The following is a 15687-nucleotide window of genomic DNA, read 5'->3' as shown; positions in this document are numbered from 1 at the left end:
CTTAACTGTCAGATTGAAGAGATAACAACATAATATATAAAGGTAATAAAAATTAAGTATTCGGAATTATGAAAAAGTTAGCAACACTTTTTGCTGCCGCAATGCTGACGGTGTCAGTTTCGGCACAGACTGTTCAGGAGAGCAAGACATTTGACAATGTTTATCTTGGCATAAACGCTGGTCTTGCAACCAAGACAACCGATCATGCTTCATGGGCAAAGGACCTTACACCCAACTTCGGCGTTCGTCTTGGTCGTAACTTTACTCCGGTATGGGGTCTCGCAGTTGAGAGCAACATCTACTTCAAGACTACAAATGGCTTCACAACTGGCACTTTCGTTAACTTTATGAACACAAGTCTTCTTGGTACAACCAACTTCAGCAACTGGTTTGGCGGATACAAGGGCGAGCCACGTGCGTTTGAGGTCTCAGCTGTTTACGGTCTCGGATGGGGTCACATGTTCACCAACAACCGTGAGGAATTTGGCAAGATGAACAACCTTACTTCAAAGATTGGTCTTGACTTTGCATTCAATCTCGGTCAGCAGAAGGCATGGCAGATATATGTTGAGCCTTCGTTGAACTACGCTCTCAATGGCGATGGCTATCAGGGTGTACAGTATAACATCGACCGCTCTGCATTCCAGCTCAATGTAGGATTGGTTTACAAGTTCAAGAATTCTAACGGCACACACAACTTTGCTATTGCTACAGGCCGCGACCAGTCGGAAATCGATGCACTCAATGCCAAGATCAACAGTCTGCGCAGCGACTTGAACGACCAGGATGCTAAGAACAAGCAGACAATTGCTGACAAGGACAAGCAGATAAGTGACCTGCAGAAGGCTCTTGATGACTGCCAGAACAAGCCAGCTCCTAAGGCTGCTACCGTTACTAATCTTCAGCCTACAGTAATCTTCGGTCAGGGCAAGTCGTCGGTTGACGCTGCTCAGTATGCTCCGATTGAGCTTATCGCCAACTATATGAAGAACCATAAGGACGCTAAGGTAGAAATCAAGGGCTACGCTTCGCCTGAAGGTTCAAAGGAAATCAACGAGAAACTCTCAGTAGCTCGTGCTGAGGCTGTGAAGAACATTCTCGTTAAGCGTTACAAGATTAGCGCCGACCGCCTCACAACTAAGGGTATGGGTGCTACCGACAAGCTCTTCGAGCAGGTAGAATTCAACCGCGTTGCTACATTCAACGACGTTACAAAGGATTAATATCGACGTTATAAAGGACTAATAACGACATTACCGGTTAGCTAATATCGATGCTCTGAATGAGGAATGTCGATGTTATAAAGTAGTGAGTTGATGGCTATGGCAATAATGTCGTGGTTGAATCAATCAATCGGAATTAATCAAGCTACACTTGGATTAATTATTATAGCAAAAACCAAAAGAGGCTATGGCATCAGCGCCATAGCCTCTTTTTATATCTGTCAGATTCTCTTTCGATCAGAACCTGTCGTGCAGTTTCTTCGAAGTCATTTTGTATACCAATGTACCACCATTCATAATGGCAGCGTGGTTGATATAGTTCTTTGAGAGTTTCTTGCCGTTGAGCGTGATGCTTGCAACGTATTTGTTGGCCTCTGACAGTCCGTCGGCTATGACGGTGAATGTCTTTCCGTTCTGCAAGTGAACAGTTATCTTCTTCATCTGAGGTGCTCCGAACACGTATTGGCCGCTCACTGGGTTGACAGGATAGAATCCCATAGCCGAGAGCATATACCATGCTGACATCTGACCGCAGTCGTCGTTGCCGCAAAGACCGTCTACAGTAGGACGATACTGAGTGTCGAATATCTCGCGAATGAGTTCCTGAGTGCGTGACGGACGACCTGCCAATGCATAGAGATAAGCCACGTGATGACTCGGTTCGTTGCCGTGAGCGTACTGTCCGATTAGTCCTGTCACGTCCGAAAGATTACTTTCAAGTTTCAAGGTGAAGAACTGGTCGAGCTTCTTAAGGAAAGGTTTCGGTCCGCCAAACAGCTTGATGAGTCCCGGAATGTCGTGCTGCACCTGCCAGGTGTATTGCCATGCGTTGCCTTCGGTATAATCGCCGCCTATGCTTTCGGAATGTGCGAGGTTGCTCGGGTCGAACGGTGTCTTCCATGTTCCATCTGAAAGGCGCGGACGCATAAACTGTGTTGATTTGTCGAAGAGGTTCTTGTAGAACTGTGAACGACGTGCAAAGTACTGCTCGTCCTGCTTCTTGCCCATAAGTCGAGCCATGTCGTAGGCGCAATAGTCGTCGTACATCGACTCCAATGACGATGAAACCGACTCGGCTTCGGTAAGGTTGGTTGGCAGATAACCGTATTTCATATAGTTTTCCCAGTCGCTCTTGAGCTTGTGCGAAACGGTCTGTGTCTTCTTTATGGCTTGGAAAGCACGTTCGGCATCAAATCCGCGGAAGCCTTTATGATAAGCTTCGGCAACTATAGACACAGCATGGTTTGCCACCATACAGTAGTTCTCCTTGCCCCACAGTCCCCAAATAGGAAGAAATCCCTGCACTTCGGCTTGTTCAACAAGCGAGTTGACCATACCATCAACACGGTCGGGCATTACGATAGTGTAGAACGGGTGAGCTGCACGATAAGTGTCCCAGCACGAGAAGGTAGAGTAGAAGTTGCCGCCTTGTGCCTTTACAACCTTGTCATCAGCGTTGCGGTACATTCCGTCGACATCGGCTATCTGGTTGGGCTGTATCAAAGCGTGATAGAATGAAGTGTAGTAGTTCTGCTTCTGTTCCTCGGTACCGTCAATGTCAATGCGCTTCAGATATGCGTTCCAGTCGTCGTGGGCGGCAGTCTTGACGGCTGCAAAGTCCCAACCCGGCAATTCTGCCTGAAGATTCTTCTTGGCTCCGTCGATGCTTGTAGTAGACATGGCTATCTTCATGAGCAGCTGTTCGCCCTGGTCGATGTCGTCGAATGTAGCAACAATGCGTTCGCCCTTCTCCGTATCGGCAGCCTTGGCAAGAGTAACGTGGCTTGCTACGGGACGGTTGAACTTGATAACGAAGTAGTAGTCTTGCTTCACCCATACGGTATTCTGCACATGTCCTACAAGAGTGTTGGCATCTTCCCAACGGGTTTCGCACAGATTTACCTGCGAGTGATACTGCTTGTCATTCCACGACGGGCCATGTTGCAGGTCGATTAGTACAGATGTAGAGTCGGCTGAGTCGTAGGTGTAGCGGTGGAAAGCCACATGTGGTGTAGCGGTAAGCTCAGCCTTCACCTTGGCATCAGAAAGATACACCGAGTAATAGCCAGGTGTGGCAAATTCCTGTGTCTTCACATAATGCGAGCGGTACTGGTCCCACTGTCGTGTGCGGCTTCCTGTAGACGGCATGACGAGAATGTCGCCAAGATCCATACATCCCGTTCCGTTCAGATGGTCTTGTGTAAAGCCCCATATGATAGAATCGCTGTAGACATACTCGGCACAATAGCGCCATCCCACACCGCCAGTTACCGGACTGGTCTGTATCATTCCGAACGGTCGGCATGCTCCGGGGAATGTGTGTCCGTTGTCGGCATTGCCTACGAATGGGTTGACATACTTGGTGTAGTCAGTCTGTTTGTCGGCAGCATGCACGCCGGTCGATAACAGGCACAATGCTGCAATAGGCAGACTGAATAAGAAGCCTTTTGTTTTGTTCATTGTTTATGATTTATTTAATATAGTTTTTATTTAGGTTAAATGTGGTGATGCAAAGTTAGTGCTTTTTGTTGAAATGGCATAAAAATAGGGTATGCCATTTTCGGCATACCCTTACATATTTATAATAATTAATGTACAAATAAGTATCAGACTCTTTGTTTTCTTGGTATTGGTCTGAACATTGTATAGCGCATTGTTGCATATTTGAATAGCAGGTACATCAAATATCCTACGCACATTCCAGTTATTCCTCCGCATACTACGTCGCCCAAATAGTGTACGCCGAGGTAGATTCGCGAGTAGCTGACTATCATAGCGAGTGAGAACATGAAAATCGTGAAGTAGCGTTTCTTCACAATCTTCGAGCCGAATACAGCCGCTCCGAATGCGTTGGCAGCGTGGCTCGACATGAATCCGTATGAACTGCCGTGATAGTTGTTGACATAGTGCAGCAGACTGGCTATCTGCAAGTTGTGCGACGGACGCAGACGTGCTATCCACGGCTTGAACAATGACGATGCTATCTGGTCGCACAGGGTGATGGTCAAAGCAAGTACAAGTACTGTCAGTACCATCATTCGCCAGTTGCGGGAGTGCTTGAATGTATAATATAGGAAGAACAGAGCTATGGGCACCCAAATAAGGCGCGATGAAAACGTCCAGAATGTAGCGTCGGCAATGTTGCCCATGTTGTTGTTCAGATAAACTGTGGCCGACTTGTCAGCCGAGTCGATTGTTTGAATGATGTCCATAAATGCGCTAAGAAAGTTCTAAAGAGTCTTTTCGGGCGCAAAGGTATAACAATTTTCGCTAAAAGTGTACTATTTAAGAATTGTTTTTTGTTTTATTAGTATAAAAAAGGTTCAAATTGAAAAGGGGTCCTTTTGGGTTGCAAAAGGGCTACATTTGCATTGCAAAAGGAGTCCTTTTAGAAGGCAAAAGGAGTCCTTTTGAAGTCTAAAAGGACTCCTTTTGCAGAGGCGCAATATAAATGCTGTTTTTATATAACATAAAAGTTGGTGAGCCTTATATAAGTTCTCCCTTATGCTCAATGCAGAACCGTTCGCCCAATGCAAAGCCTTCTTCGTACAGGCGTTCAAGTTTGGCGGTGTCCTTTTCCATTCGTGTCACCTCCATCGGTCGTTCGGGACGGATGCATATAATCTTTCCTTCATCCTCAAGTTTTTCCACCAGTTCCAGTTGCTGACGATAAGCCTCAATCCTTCGGCTCAAAGCTACGCGCAGACGTGGGTACTTCTTATATATAAAATGTGGAATCTTGTGGTCGCGTCCGCTCGGTCGGTAGCCCCGGTTGCGTGTCAGCACGAGTACGTTCTTGCTGTGTCCCGTCTCAATGGAGTGCATCACGGGTATAGAATCGACAATGCCGCCGTCGAGCATAGGCGTTCCGTCAACGTTGACAATCTTGCATACGAAAGGCAGCGAGCTTGAAGCGTGGGCTATGTCAGTAAGACGCTGGCGGTCATGATGCTCCTGCAGATATTCGGCACGGCCCGTAAGGCAGTTGGTAGTGACCATCTCGAAGGTGGCGTCGCTGCCGAAGAAGGTATCGTAGTCGTAAGGGATATACTCGTTAGGGAATTTGTCGTAAAGCAATTTGGCATCCAATATGCAACCTTGCGTTACGAAATGGCGCATACCGATATAGTCGTAGCGCGCCAGATAGTCGATATTTGACACGCGGGCACGTCGCGGCTGGTGGCTCATATACGACAGACCATTGCACGCACCTGCCGAAACAGCCACTACATGTTTGAAGTAAAGGTCGTGTTTCATAAAGCCGTCGAGCACGCCACTTGTGAAAACTCCTCGCATGCCACCGCCCTCAAGCACCAGTCCTGTATTACTGTCAATAGTCATAATGTCCCTTTCTTTGATGTTTTTCGTCTGCAAAAGTAGTCAATTTATGCCATATTGCCAATATGTTTGTCACAAAAAATGACAATATGTAAATTTAATCCGAAATGCTGTTATATCTGTATCTTTATCTCATAATAAAACATAAAAAGCCTGTTGCGTTTTGGTTATTCTTTCGAATTTATTAACTTTGCAATGCATTATTATCATATTTGTAACCTAATAGTATAATTATGTTTGACAAGGCAACCTACGTGAACCGCCGCGCCAAGCTTAAGGAGCTTGTAAAGAGTGGCATTATAATACTGTTTGGCAATAACGAGTCGCCGTGTAATTTCCCAGCCAATGGCTATTATCCGTTCCGTCAGGACTCTTCGTTCCTGTATTATTTCGGACTTAACCGTGACGGACTTGTTGGTGTCATCGACATCGACAACGACATCGAGACGCTTGTTGGCAACGACATCGACATAGAAGACATTGTGTGGTATGGCAGTGTTAACAGTGTGCACGATATGGCTGAGAGCGTCGGCGTGAAGAATACTGCGCCCATGAAGAGCCTCAAGACCATATGCAACGATGCCATGCGCCAGAAGCGACGCATCCACTTCCTCCCGCCTTACCGCCACGACATCAAGATACAGATATTCGACCTGCTTGGCGTTCATCCCGTCCAGCAGAAGGAGGCAGCCAGCATGGATCTCATCAAGGCTGTCGTAAAGATGCGCTCTACGAAGGAGGCTCAGGAGATAGAAGAGCTGGAGCGTGCCTCGGTGATTGGCTATAAGATGCACACTACGGCTATGCGTCTGACCAAGCCCGGACTCACCGAGAAGTATGTAGCAGGACATGTTGACGGCACAGCCAATTCTTATGGCGCAATGGTCAGCTTCCCCACCATATTCAGCCAGCATGGCGAGATAATGCACGGAAGTCCGTCGATGGCAGAACTCGAAAGCGGTCGACTCGTATTGTGCGACTGCGGTGGCGAGACCATCAACAACTACTGCTCTGACCATACACGTACATTCCCTGTCAACGGCAAGTTCACACAGCGTCAGCTTGAAATCTACAGCATAGTTGAGGCTTGTCACGACCACGCACTCGACGTAGCCAAACCCGGTGTGAAGTATATGGACGTACACTTCTCGGTGTGCCGCCTTATGACCGATCGCTTGAAGGAACTCGGACTGATGAAGGGCGATACAGAAGAAGCGGTTGCTGCAGGTGCTCATGCCATGTTCCTGCCTCACGGACTCGGTCACATGATGGGTATGGATGTGCACGATATGGAGAGTCTCGACCAGATAAACGTAGGCTTCGACGAAGAAACTCGTCCTCGTCTTGACCAGTTTGGCACCAATTGTCTGCGTATGGGACGCCGCCTTGAGGAAGGTTTCGTCGTAACAGACGAACCTGGTATCTACTTCATTCCGGCACTTATTGACGACTGGAAGGCTTCAGGACACTGCGCCGAATTCCTCAACTTCGACAAGATTGAGGCATACAAGGACTTCGGAGGCATACGTATTGAGGACGACATACTCATCACCAAGGACGGATGCCGATTCCTTGGCGAGCACCGCATACCTTATCATCCAAAGGATGTAGAAGAGTTTATGGCACAGAACAAATAATAATAACGTGCTGAACAAATAATATAAGGTGCCGTACAAATTATTATAAGGTCCGGACCAAATAGTATAAGGTCCGGAACCCTATATATAATAAGGTGTAAAATCAATACTGTAAAATAACAATAATAAAACCAAACAATTCCGAGAAATGAAGAAAATCTTTACTCTCGCCCTTCTCGCTCTCGTAGCAGTAGGCGCAAGTGCAGACACTAAGAAGGATGCTGCACAGAGCAACAAGCCGGTCTTCACGACAATCAAGGCCAATCCTATCACAAGTATCAAGAACCAGAACCGTAGCGGTACATGTTGGGACTACTCAACTCTTTCGTTCTTCGAGGCTGAAATCCTCAAGGCTACAGGCAAGACATACGACCTCTGCGAGTCGTTCGTAGCCAACAAGAACTACATGGATCGTGCCGTTCAGGTAGTACGTTTGCATGGTGACTGCCAGTTTGCGCAGGGTGGCTCGGCTTACGACGTTCTCTATGTACTCAAGAACTATGGTATCTGTCCTGATAATGCAATGCCTTTCCCTGGCTCATTGACTGGCGACTCGCTCTACAACTTCAACGAGTTCTTCTCAATGCTTGAGCCGTATGTAGCCGCTATTTCAAAGAACAAGGCAAAGAAGATTTCTGGCCAATGGAAGGTAGGACTCCAGAGCATCCTCGACGCTTACCTCGGCAAGTGCCCAGAGAAGTTCACTTACAATGGCAAGGAGTACACTCCGAAGTCGTTTGCTGCAAGCCTCGGCCTCAATTTCGACGACTATGTATCAATCACAAGCTTCTCACACAAGCCTTACTATACACAGTATCCGGTAGAAGTGCAGGACAACTGGCGCAATCCGTTGTCATGGAACCTTCCTGTAGAGGATATGGCTCGCATCATTGAGAACGCCGTTAAGACCGGTTACACAGTAGCTTGGGGTGGCGACGTTAGCGAGGATGGCTTCACACGCGACGGTCTGGCTTACTTCTATGACAACAAGGCTATGGAGAGCATGGCTGGTAGCGACATGGCTCATTGGCTCAAGCTGACTCCTGGCAAGCGCATCAGCCTCATCGACTCACTCGGTTGCAAGGTTCCTGAGCTTGCTCCTACAGCAGAGCAGCGCCAGCAGCGTTTCGACAACTGGGAGCTCACCGACGACCACGGTATGCTTATCTACGGTATCGCAAAGGACCAGTATGGCAAGGAATACTATATGGTGAAGAACTCTTGGGGTGAGACTGGCAAGTACAAGGGCATCTGGTACATGACCAAGAACTACATCGTAGCCAACACTATGGACTACTTGGTTAACAAGAAGGCTATCCCTGCCGACATTCTCAAGAAGATGGAGAATGCAAAGAAGAAGCAGACTATTGCCGACTAATAAATATAGAAGTCAAAGCAGCACGCCCCGAAGGGGCAGAAGCACATAGCTCAGGGCAGCGCCTTGGGTAAAAGTATCGCAAATAACAATGCGCCCTGTAAGGGCAAAAGCGTTAATTATCAATGCTTTTGCCTTTACAGGGCGTTTTGCTTTTATCTATATGTACACCCAGGACGCTGCCCCGGGCTATGTGCTTATTGGACTTTCAGCTCGCTTTGTTTATGTTCTCGATACACCATGCGAATGCCTTAGCCGTGCGTTCGGCTTCTTCGCCAAAGTGTCCTCCGTTGTTCCATTCGAGTGTCGTGGCGGTTGTTCCAATCTGTTCGGTAAGCGTGAGGTGTTCATGGCGCACGCAGTCGCCTATGCGAGCCATACATTGGTTGCGGCAATGCTCCTCACGATTGCCCAGACTGACGTAAGCCAACTGTGCGTTGAGGCTACGGTTGTCTGCAAAGTCAGCCCATCCCTTTATCCATAACGAAGGCGATGCAGCTGCTACAGCGCAGAAGGCAGCTGACTGACGTGCTGCCCAAAGTGCAAACAGTCCGCCCAATGAGTAGCCGCCTATTATACATGGCAGTTTGCCGAAACGCTCATGCAGCCATGGCACAAGGCTTTCTTCTATATAAACTAATGTGTCCTGTGCATGCATGCCCACCTCTTCGTTGCGCGACACCGCCTCGTCCTGCCATGGCATGAGTGCCTTAGCCCACTCCACGGTATCGAAGAATACTATGGCAAATCCTTTAGTGGCGGTTGCTGCCAGCACCTTCACCTCTCTGTTTATGCCGTCGTTCTTGGTCTCATGTCGTGCCGACGGCTGTATAAGCAGCACCTCGGGGCGTTCGGTGGCGAAGACATTGCAGTTTAGACCGTCTATGGTAATGTTTTTGTTTTGTATGATTGTAGTCATAATATTAATGTGGTTGTAGCTACAAAATTACTTCTTTTGCTGCTGATGCGAAAATATAGCCAATGGTTTTTCTGTGTTTTTGTTAATTTGTAGTATTTTTGCGATGCTGTGCAACTTATTCAGTCTGCATAGCGTCAAACCATTGTAATTAAAAAAAGAAAAAACTACAGAATATGAAAAAGATATTATTCTCACTTGTAGCAATCATGCTTTTGGGCAGCACGGTGCCCATGGAGGCACAGCGCCACCGACACACTCCGCGCACAACAGTAGTAGACGACACGAAGGCCGACAATGGCATTGAGGCTTATTCCGACACCTCGTCTACAGCCGAACAGTTAGACACAGCTGATTACAGCACTACTGCCGATACCGACGACGTAAACGACAGCAACCGGTATGATCCGAGCAGATTCTCCGACCCGTTCTCATGGTTTGCCTTTCTTGGCACTTCGGGTTTTGTAGGCATACTGATAACCGTACTCTTGATAGGTGTGGTACTCCTGTTTCTCTTCATGCCGCTCATCATCGTATTGCTCATCATACGCTATCTGGTGCGTCGCCACAATGACCGTGTGCGTCTGGCAGAGAAGGCGATGGAGCAGGGACAGCCGCTCGGCGAAAGTGAAATGCCACTCAATAAGAAGTCGCCCGACTATCTGTGGCGTCGTGGAGTGCGCAACGTTTCAATCGGTGCAGGCTTGGCTTTGTTCTTATGGTTTCTCGGTGCCGACAGTCTTGTAGGCATAGGATTGCTTGTGGCGTGTCTCGGTGTGGGCCAGATGTTCATGGTGCGCTATAACTATAACAGTAAGTTCGGACGCAAAAAGGAAGAACCGAACGACGATTTTGGCAATATTGACAGTGACATCACCGATATAGATTTCGGCGACAAGGATAATAAATAAATGAAGCAAAACAACGATCTCTCTCTCGTCTCTCAGGTGGCTGAGTTTCACGACCGTGCGGCTTTCGACCGTTTGGTTGTGAAATATCAGTCGCCGATAAGGCGCTTCTTCTTGCACCAGACATTGGGAGACGTACAGTTGAGCGACGACCTTGCACAGGACACGTTTGTCAAGGCTTATGTCAACATATCGAAGTTTCGCGGACAGGCAGCGTTCTCTACTTGGCTCTATCGCATAGCCTGCAATGTGCTGTACGATTTTCATCGCCGTCTGCGTCCCACCGATGATGTTGACAACTCTATAGAAGCCTCGCGACGTGGTGCCGACCATGCCGACAGCAACGTGAAGCTTGACGTTTACGATGCCTTAAGACGTTTGGGCGACAAGGAGCGCACCTGCGTCACGCTGCAACTTGTCGACGGTTATCCCATTGATGAGATTGCCCAGATAACGGGAATGGCAGTGGGAACGGTCAAGTCGCATCTGTTTCGTGGCAAGGAAAAGCTAACGCGGTTTCTGCGGCAGAACGGTTATGGATAAAGACTTGAATCACAGTGCTTTGTGCTAACGGTTTGCTTGCAGCTTGAAAAGGACTCCTTTTAGCTTGCAAAAGGACCCCTTTTGGAGTGCTAAAGTTGTCCTTTTGGAATGCAAAAGGACTACATTTGAAAAATCATTGAATTCAGACTAACGGAAAGGCTGGCAAAATGGAAAAAGAAAAGGATTTGATAATGAATAATGGTACTGTCGACGAAGAGCTTCTGCGTGGGTTCTTTGCCGGCAGTGTGCGTATGCATATAGCCGACAACGGGTTCTCGCATAGCGTCATGAAGCGTGTGCAGGAAGAGATGCCGGCACGTGGACGCTTCTGGTATAATGTATGGACGGCAGTGTGGATGGTGGTTTGCGTTGTGTCGTTCTTTGCGAGTGGAGGTTTGGGAGTGATGCGCCGATGTCTTGGCAATGTTGCCGACAGTCTACATACGATTGCTTCCGGCTGTCTGCCACAATTGTCGATAGACTCGCTACTGCCACAAACAAATACAGTGGGCACTACCTTACTGATGGTAGTGCTCACTGTATGGGTGCTGAGTTGCGTCATGCTGTACGACTTCTGGGAGTCGCAGAAGAACGCTTAGTTTATATAGAAGTCTTCCTTCTGGTCTTTATTGGCCGAGGAAGGCTTTTTTGTTTTTGCGGGTTGTTTGCTTGGTTTGCCCTCTTTGTCAAACAGTCCGTAGGTGGTTCTAAGCACGGAGAATTCGGTACGGCGGTTGAGCTGGTTGCAAATTTCCTGCTTTGCCTTGTCGAGTTTTTGTATGAATTCCTCGCTGAGCACGTCGCCCTCCTTCAGCCAGTTGTATTTTTCGGTGAGTTTCTTGCGTATGGTCTTGGGTTTCTCCTTGCCATAGCCCACGGGTGTAAGGCGTTCGCGTGCTATGCCTTTGCCCACCAAGTATTGCACCACCGACTCGGCTCGGCGTTGCGACAGGGCCTTGTTGTACGCAGCCGAACCCTTGTAGTCGCAATGGGCGGAGAGTTCGATGGTCACGTTAGGATTCTCTTCGAGTATCTTCACGAGAGTGTCGAGAGCCTGAGCTGATTCTGGACGCAGAGTAGCCTTGTCGAAATCGTAGAATATATTGCTTATCAGCACAGGTGCTGTTATCGATGCGAGCGGAAATTGCAGCACGTATTCGTGCGACTCGCTGCGTTGCGCCACCGCCACCTCTTCCTTATGATTCAGAAAACCTTTGCATGTGGCAAGGAAAATATAGTCGGTGCCGGGTTTCAGTATGCGCTCAAACGAGCCGTCGCCACCCACGCTCAGTTTCTCGTTGGTGCCGTCGCTGCCCACCATATACACCAGTGCAGAGGTCAGTTCGTAGCCGTCTTTTTCGTACACCCATCCCTTCACGCTCTGTATAATCTCAGGATTTTCAAAACTATATATGTGGTCCCATCCGCGGCCGTCGTTGCGGTTTGACGCAAAGAAGCCACGGTTGTGCACACCCTCGAACGTCATACCGAAGTCGTCAGCCTGCGAATTGAGCGGATAGCCGGGATGTTCTATGTGGTATTTGCCGTCCTTGCCAACGGTGGCAATGAATATGTCGAGTCCGCCCATGCCCGGATGGCCGTCGCTTGAGAAGTAAAGGTCGCCGTTGGGGCGGAACGTCGGAAACATCTCGTTGCCCGGAGTATTTATGGGTTCGCCAAGATTCTCCACGCCACCCAGTCCGTTCGATGTCAACCGCACGCGCCAGATGTCCATTCCACCCATTCCTCCAGGCATGTCGCTTACGAAGTACAGCCATTGTCCGTCGGGCGAAATGGCAGGGTGGGCATAGCTCGACAGCGTGTCGGACGTAAGTTTCAGTTCGCTCACCTTGCCCCATGCAGCGTCCGCACGTGCTGAGGTGACAATCTGTGCAAAACGTGGATAGTCGGGATTGCTGGTGCATTGTGTCAGATACATTGTGCCTTGGTCGGGCATAAGGGCACAGGCACCCTCGTCGTAGTCGGTGTTCAGCCCGCCCTCTACGGCTTCGGGCTTGGTCCAATGGCCACGGTCGTCCTTCTGCGATACGAATATGTCGCCTGCCTTGGTGCCAGTGATGCCGCTGAGTTCAGAACCTTGAGCCTCGTTGCGGGTTGAAGTGAAGTACAGGCGGTCGTGCTGGTCGCCTGCAAGAACGGGCGAGTAGTCGGCGCGTCGTGAATTGAATATGTCCATACGCTTCACCTTATAGCGCGAGCCTTCCTTCTTCCATGCGGGTGCTTTCTGTGCCGAAATGAGTCCGTTCTTGGTAAGAATGTCGTCGGGCATCGAGTCGAGCACAATCTTGAACTGCTGCTCCGCCTGACGGTACTGTCCGTTTTTCAGCAACTGTCTGGCGTAAGCCAACCGGTGCTGGGGCGTGGCTTGCTTGTAGCGTATGGCGTTGGCATAGGCAGCAGCAGCCTTCTGCGATGCGTTGATGCGCTCGTTGCACAGTGCCACTTTAAGCGCAATCTGTCCGCGCTGGGTACGTTCCTTAGGCGGAGTCTTGGTGTAAGCCTGCTTGAATTGGTTGGCAGCGTCGTAGTATTCGCCTATGGCAAGATACTTCTCGCCACGCTTCATGTTCTTGTCGGCTCCGCATCCCGTCAGCACAAAAGTCATGACTGCTATGCAGGCTGCCATGGCAATGGCGGTGTATCTGGTTGATGATTTGTGTAATGGTGTGTTCACTTGTATATGTAATAATGTGTGTGATAGTGCATAAACAATAAGTATAACGCAAGTTCAATGTCTTTATTGCTTAAAAAATATAGTGTTTTTGTGGCGTATGCAGTCTTGTTTCAAGAAATAATTAGTACATTTGCAGTTACCAATAACATAAAGAAAAAGTAAATTTACTCGAAATAGAATATAATGAGACTGAAAATAATCGTACTTTTCGTGATTATCTGCGGTGGAACTTACGCCCTTACCAAGTCGTTGAGCATTACGGCTGGTGTGGCAATACTTCTGTATGTGGCAGATAGCTTGCTGGCTGTCTGGGCCGACCGCAAGAACCGCGAGTATTTCAATGGCGATAAAGCCACTACTAACAATTCTGCCGACGAAGCCGAAGGCAGCAATAACAAAGACAACAATGGAGAAACTGACCGAACTATATAATAAGTGGCATGGCTCTATGCCCGAGTCGGCCGAACGCCTGGCTGGTGCAGGCAGCAACCGACAGTACTATCGCTTCACAGCCGAAGACGGAACTACCGTAATAGGCGTTGTTGGCACAAGCCGCGACGAGAATCACGCTTTTGTTTATCTTGCTCGGCATTTCGAGCAACGTCAGTTGCCCGTGCCGCAGGTGTTGGCTGTCAGCGACGACGGACTGCGTTATCTGCAGACCGACCTTGGCTCAGTATCGCTCTTCGATGCCGTGCGTGGCGGACGTGAAGCGGGCGGACGCTACAATCTTGAGGAACAGGAACTGTTGAAGCGAACAATACGCCAGTTGCCCAACATACAGATACGCGGAGCACGCGGACTCGACTGGCAGAACTGCTATCCGCAGCCCGAGTTTGACGAGGACAGCGTTCTGTTCGACCTCAACTACTTCAAGTATTGCTTCCTCAAACCTTCAGGACTCGATTTTCATGAACTGAAGCTTGAGGCAAACTTCCGCCTAATGGCTAAGGATCTCACTTCGGAGCAGGTCGACTCGTTCCTCTATCGCGACTTCCAGGCTCGCAACGTAATGCTCGATGCCGAGGGCAATCCTTACTTCATCGACTTCCAGGGCGGACGTAAGGGTCCTTACTATTACGACCTTGCCTCGTTCCTATGGCAGGCGTCTGCACGCTACAGCAACAAGTTGCGCCGCGAACTCGTATTGGAATATTACGAAGCGCTGAAGTTGTACATCGAGGTGCCAAGCGTGCGTCACTTCGTTACTCGTCTGAGTCTGTTTGTGCTGTTCCGTACTCTGCAGGTGCTCGGAACCTATGGTTTCCGTGGCTACTTCGAGCGCAAGAAGCACTTCATCGAGTCTATTCCGCCAGCTATGGACAATCTGCGCGAATTGCTGAAGATGGGCGAAGACGTGTTCCCCTATCCGTATATGATGGACATGTTGCGCCGACTGACCGAGCTGCCGCAGTATGCGCATATCGAACAGCCAGCCGCATCGCGTGCCGATGGCTACAAGACAGCCGACCGCAACGTGTATGTTGCACATCCGCAAGACGGTCCGGCTACATTCTCCAAGTACGACGGCAAGGGTCCGTTGCGAGTACGTGTATTCAGTTTCTCTTACCGTAAGGGCATTCCTGAGGACAGTTCGGGCAATGGCGGAGGATATGTGTTCGATTGCCGCTCTACACATAATCCCGGACGCTATGAGCCGTACAAGAAGCTCACAGGACTCGACGAACCCGTAATACGATTCCTTGAGGACGACGGCGAGATTCTTACCTTCCTCGAAAGCGTATATAAGTTGGCCGACGCTCATGTACAACGCTATATCGACCGTGGATTTACCGACCTTATGTTCTCGTTCGGATGTACTGGCGGACAGCATCGCAGCGTCTACTCGGCACAGCATCTGGCAGAGCATATACACAACAAATTCGGCATCGAGGTGCACGTATGCCATAGAGAACAAGGCATAGAACAGACGCTGCCGAGCACGTCGAAAGACTGAGTTCGAGCTGCAATCAGAAGACAAAAGCTATATTAATAGCTACATTTATACACAATCCCGTTAAAAAGTTGAGGCAAGCTTTACTTTTTAACGGG

General features: G+C 49.0%; 13 protein-coding genes. 8 read left to right on the top strand and 5 right to left on the bottom strand.

All coding sequences use genetic code 11. The features are described 5' to 3' along the window. The first annotated feature begins 68 nt into the window (after positions 1-68). Complete coding sequence (locus I6E49_RS03530) at positions 69-1223, top strand: OmpA family protein (protein WP_235400490.1); 1155 nt, start codon at positions 69-71, stop codon at positions 1221-1223. Positions 1224-1460: 237 nt separating this feature from the next. On the opposite strand, the gene I6E49_RS03525 is transcribed toward I6E49_RS03530, so the two are convergent. The 3 genes from I6E49_RS03525 to I6E49_RS03515 form a co-directional block, all read right to left on the bottom strand. After that, on the bottom strand, positions 1461-3683 hold the full coding sequence (locus I6E49_RS03525; protein WP_235400489.1) for a GH92 family glycosyl hydrolase: 2223 nt from the start codon (positions 3681-3683) through the stop codon (positions 1461-1463). A 146-nt stretch (positions 3684-3829) separates the two neighbouring features. Then, the gene (locus I6E49_RS03520; protein ID WP_235400487.1) at positions 3830-4435 is read right to left on the bottom strand and encodes a phosphatase PAP2 family protein; all 606 of its coding nucleotides are present in this window, start codon (positions 4433-4435) and stop codon (positions 3830-3832) included. A 274-nt stretch (positions 4436-4709) separates the two neighbouring features. Beyond that, entirely contained in the window at positions 4710-5564 is an 855-nt protein-coding gene (locus I6E49_RS03515) for a patatin-like phospholipase family protein (RefSeq protein ID WP_235400486.1), read from the bottom strand. 230 nt (positions 5565-5794) lie between these two features. Here I6E49_RS03515 and I6E49_RS03510 point away from each other — a divergent pair, with 230 nt between their 5' ends. Together I6E49_RS03510 and I6E49_RS03505 are read left to right on the top strand one after the other, a co-directional pair. After that, the gene (locus I6E49_RS03510; protein WP_235400484.1) at positions 5795-7198 is read left to right on the top strand and encodes an aminopeptidase P family protein; all 1404 of its coding nucleotides are present in this window, start codon (positions 5795-5797) and stop codon (positions 7196-7198) included. A 148-nt stretch (positions 7199-7346) separates the two neighbouring features. After that, complete coding sequence (locus I6E49_RS03505) at positions 7347-8576, top strand: aminopeptidase C (protein ID WP_235400482.1); 1230 nt, start codon at positions 7347-7349, stop codon at positions 8574-8576. A gap of 205 nt (positions 8577-8781) precedes the next feature. Here I6E49_RS03505 and I6E49_RS03500 read toward each other — a convergent pair whose 3' ends face one another. After that, entirely contained in the window at positions 8782-9492 is a 711-nt protein-coding gene (locus I6E49_RS03500; RefSeq protein ID WP_235400481.1) for an alpha/beta hydrolase-fold protein, read from the bottom strand. Positions 9493-9665: 173 nt separating this feature from the next. Between I6E49_RS03500 and I6E49_RS03495 the strand changes: the two genes are divergently transcribed. From I6E49_RS03495 to I6E49_RS03485, 3 genes are all read left to right on the top strand, one after another. Beyond that, positions 9666-10400: a DUF6249 domain-containing protein gene (locus I6E49_RS03495; protein ID WP_235400480.1), complete on the top strand. Its 735-nt coding sequence runs from the start codon at positions 9666-9668 to the stop codon at positions 10398-10400. Next, the gene (locus I6E49_RS03490) at positions 10401-10940 is read left to right on the top strand and encodes an RNA polymerase sigma factor (protein ID WP_235400479.1); all 540 of its coding nucleotides are present in this window, start codon (positions 10401-10403) and stop codon (positions 10938-10940) included. It begins immediately after the preceding gene. Between the two features lie 167 nt (positions 10941-11107). Further along, positions 11108-11539 carry a DUF5056 domain-containing protein gene (locus I6E49_RS03485; RefSeq protein ID WP_235400478.1) on the top strand — a complete coding sequence of 144 codons (432 nt, stop codon included), beginning with the start codon at positions 11108-11110 and terminating at the stop codon, positions 11537-11539. Here the strand turns inward: I6E49_RS03485 and porE are convergent. After that, on the bottom strand, positions 11536-13587 hold the full coding sequence (gene porE / locus I6E49_RS03480) for a PorE family type IX secretion system protein (protein WP_235400499.1): 2052 nt from the start codon (positions 13585-13587) through the stop codon (positions 11536-11538). The two genes, I6E49_RS03485 and porE, sit on opposite strands and share 4 nt — an antisense overlap. Before the next feature lie 231 nt (positions 13588-13818). Between porE and I6E49_RS03475 the strand changes: the two genes are divergently transcribed. Together I6E49_RS03475 and I6E49_RS03470 are read left to right on the top strand one after the other, a co-directional pair. Continuing rightward, on the top strand, positions 13819-14067 hold the full coding sequence (locus tag I6E49_RS03475; protein ID WP_235400477.1) for a hypothetical protein: 249 nt from the start codon (positions 13819-13821) through the stop codon (positions 14065-14067). Continuing rightward, positions 14042-15592: a RapZ C-terminal domain-containing protein gene (locus tag I6E49_RS03470; RefSeq protein WP_235400475.1), complete on the top strand. Its 1551-nt coding sequence runs from the start codon at positions 14042-14044 to the stop codon at positions 15590-15592. The genes I6E49_RS03475 and I6E49_RS03470 overlap by 26 nt, the downstream gene beginning before the upstream one ends. The last annotated feature ends 95 nt before the right edge of the window (positions 15593-15687 follow it).

This window comes from Leyella stercorea (genome assembly GCF_021531655.1).
This window is presented reverse-complemented; position numbering and strand designations above follow the sequence as displayed.

Coding starts and splice junctions, on each gene's coding strand:
- porE (WP_235400499.1), bottom strand. CDS start 13,587: ATGGCAGCCTGCATAGCAGTCATGACTTTTGTGCTGACGGGATGCGGA.
- I6E49_RS03470 (WP_235400475.1), top strand. CDS start 14,042: ATGGAGAAACTGACCGAACTATATAATAAGTGGCATGGCTCTATGCCC.
- I6E49_RS03475 (WP_235400477.1), top strand. CDS start 13,819: ATGAGACTGAAAATAATCGTACTTTTCGTGATTATCTGCGGTGGAACT.
- I6E49_RS03530 (WP_235400490.1), top strand. CDS start 69: ATGAAAAAGTTAGCAACACTTTTTGCTGCCGCAATGCTGACGGTGTCA.
- I6E49_RS03510 (WP_235400484.1), top strand. CDS start 5,795: ATGTTTGACAAGGCAACCTACGTGAACCGCCGCGCCAAGCTTAAGGAG.
- I6E49_RS03515 (WP_235400486.1), bottom strand. CDS start 5,564: ATGACTATTGACAGTAATACAGGACTGGTGCTTGAGGGCGGTGGCATG.
- I6E49_RS03490 (WP_235400479.1), top strand. CDS start 10,401: ATGAAGCAAAACAACGATCTCTCTCTCGTCTCTCAGGTGGCTGAGTTT.
- I6E49_RS03505 (WP_235400482.1), top strand. CDS start 7,347: ATGAAGAAAATCTTTACTCTCGCCCTTCTCGCTCTCGTAGCAGTAGGC.
- I6E49_RS03485 (WP_235400478.1), top strand. CDS start 11,108: ATGGAAAAAGAAAAGGATTTGATAATGAATAATGGTACTGTCGACGAA.
- I6E49_RS03520 (WP_235400487.1), bottom strand. CDS start 4,435: ATGGACATCATTCAAACAATCGACTCGGCTGACAAGTCGGCCACAGTT.
- I6E49_RS03495 (WP_235400480.1), top strand. CDS start 9,666: ATGAAAAAGATATTATTCTCACTTGTAGCAATCATGCTTTTGGGCAGC.
- I6E49_RS03500 (WP_235400481.1), bottom strand. CDS start 9,492: ATGACTACAATCATACAAAACAAAAACATTACCATAGACGGTCTAAAC.
- I6E49_RS03525 (WP_235400489.1), bottom strand. CDS start 3,683: ATGAACAAAACAAAAGGCTTCTTATTCAGTCTGCCTATTGCAGCATTG.